Source organism: uncultured Rhodoblastus sp. (assembly GCF_903903185.1).
In the GTDB taxonomy this organism is placed as follows: domain Bacteria; phylum Pseudomonadota; class Alphaproteobacteria; order Rhizobiales; family Beijerinckiaceae; genus Rhodoblastus.
This window is the reverse complement of the sequence record NZ_CAIUXT010000009.1, coordinates 1-2,124: the sequence shown is the minus strand read 5'-3', so window position 1 is coordinate 2,124 and position 2,124 is coordinate 1. Positions and strand designations below refer to the sequence as shown.

Sequence of the window (2,124 nt, the reverse complement as noted above, 5' to 3'; positions counted from 1 at the left end):
GATCTGACCAATTCCAAACTCTACGAGACGCTGCGCGAGGCCCTTGGTCAGGCGGAAAAGGCCAACGGGACCGAAGGCAACGCCATCTTCTATCTGGCGATCGCCGATCAATTGTTCGGCGCGGTAGTGGAGCAACTCGGCAAGTCCGGGCTCACCGATCAGGCGCCGGACCAGAACGGTAGACCCAAATTCTGGCGCCGCGTGGTGATCGAAAAGCCGTTCGGCCACAGTCTGGATTCGGCGCGCGAACTCAACGCCCGCGTCCAGCGAACGCTGCATGAGGAACAGATTTTCCGTATCGACCACTTTCTTGGAAAGGACACGGTCCAGAGCATCATGGCGTTTCGTTTCGGCAATGGCTTGTTCGAACCGATCTGGAACCGCGACCGAATTGACCATGTCCAGATTACCGTGGCGGAAACGGTCGGAGCCGAAGCTCGCGGAAAATTCTATGAGGCCACCGGCGCCCTGCGCGACATGGCGCCCAATCATCTGCTGACATTGCTCTCGATGGTGGCCATGGAGCCGCCCGTCGGCTTCAACGCCGCCGCGATCCGCTCGAAAAGGGCCGACGTGCTCTGCGCCATGCCCGCCGCCAGACCGGAGCGCTCGGTTCGCGGCCAGTACGGTCCGGGCGACGTGTTGGGCAAGCCGGTGAAAGCCTATCGGCAGGAAGCCAATGTGGCGCCCGATTCGAACGTCGAAACCTATGTCGCGATGAGGCTTGAAATCGACAATTGGCGATGGGCCGGGGTGCCATTCTATGTCCGCACCGGCAAGCACCTGTCGAAACGCAATACCGAAATCGCCATCCGTTTCAAACAGGCCCCTTACATCGCGTTTCAGGGTACGCCCGTCGAAAGTTTGCGGCCGAACTGGCTGATGCTCCGCATCGCGCCGGACGAAGGGATTTCCCTGGAATTTCAGGTCAAGCGTCCCGGCTCCACTATGGACCTCGCCTCCGTGAAGATGGACTTTCACTACGACGACTGGTTCCCCAAGGAGGCCAATGTCGGCTACGAGACGCTGATGTACGACGTGATGATCGGCGATCCCACCTTGTTCATGCGCGCCGACATGGTTGAGCAGACCTGGCGCATCGTGCAGCCGGTGCTCGACGCCTGGGCCGACAAGAGCGCGGAACTGCCGGTCTACCCGTCGGGTGGCGCCGGACCGGACGAAGCCGACGCCCTTTTGGCGCGCGATGGCCGTTCCTGGCTCCCGGTCGACGCCGACGGCGAAAAATCGTCATGACCCCGGACCGCCGGGCTCCCGCAACGAAAATCACCGGCCTCGTGTCCGATGTCGACGGCACATTGGTGACCGCCGACAGGAAGCTGACAGCGCGCGCCAGGGCGGCGGCGGCATGACCAGCGGCGAGCCAAAACTGGAAATCCTCGCCGATCCCGAAGCTCTTGCGCGCAGGGCGGCGAATTGGCTGTTCACCGCCGCCACGGCGAAAGTCGGCGTCTTCGCCGTCGCCCTCTCGGGCGGCTCGACGCCGCGCGCGGTCTATGAGCGTCTGGCAGGACCGCCCTATCGCGAGCAATTCCCCTGGTCTCGAACGCACTGGTTCTGGGGCGACGAGCGGTTCGTGCCGCACGACGATCCGCGGAGCAATTTCCGCATGGCGCGGGAGGCGCTGCTCTCGCGCGCTCCGATCCCCGCCGTCAACATCCATCCAATCCCGACAGAAGGCGTCGGCCCTGGCGCCGCCGCCGCCGCTTATGAGAGCGAACTGATGACCTTCCTTGGCGCGAAACAACTCGACGCCAAGCGTCCGCTGTTCGACGCGATGCTTTTGGGGCTGGGGCTGGATGGGCATACCGCGTCGCTGTTCCCCGGAGCGGCCGCGCTTGCGGAGCGAAACCTTTGGGTCGCCGCCGCCACCGATCCCGAAGGCGGCACACGGATCACCCTGACCTATCCGGCAATCGAGAGCAGCCGGCAAACGGCCTTTCTCGTCTCGGGAAGGGAGAAGAGCGCAATGTTCCGGCGGCTTTGTCGGGGCGATGCCGCCTTGCCCGCGGCAGGTCTGCGCCCGGTCGGCGAATTGTGGCTTTTTGCCGATGCGGCTGCCGCTTCGAACCTTCCGGATTGGGGGGCGTCATGAATGTCGCGCTC

2 protein-coding genes are annotated in these 2,124 nt (G+C 63.8%); both read left to right on the top strand.

What is annotated here, in order from left to right:
- Positions 1-1,254, top strand: a 1,254-nt coding sequence (gene zwf, locus QZY01_RS00410; protein ID WP_294532004.1) for a glucose-6-phosphate dehydrogenase, incomplete at its 5' end; no start/stop codon positions are given.
- Positions 1,255-1,366: 112 nt separating this feature from the next.
- Positions 1,367-2,113, top strand: a complete 747-nt coding sequence (pgl, locus tag QZY01_RS00405; RefSeq protein ID WP_294532001.1) for a 6-phosphogluconolactonase — start codon at positions 1,367-1,369, stop codon at positions 2,111-2,113.
- Positions 2,114-2,124: the final 11 nt, after the last annotated feature.

Excerpts from the sequence above, each read along its gene's own strand:
- pgl (WP_294532001.1), top strand. The coding sequence starts at position 1,367 with ATGACCAGCGGCGAGCCAAAACTGGAAATCCTCGCCGATCCCGAAGCT.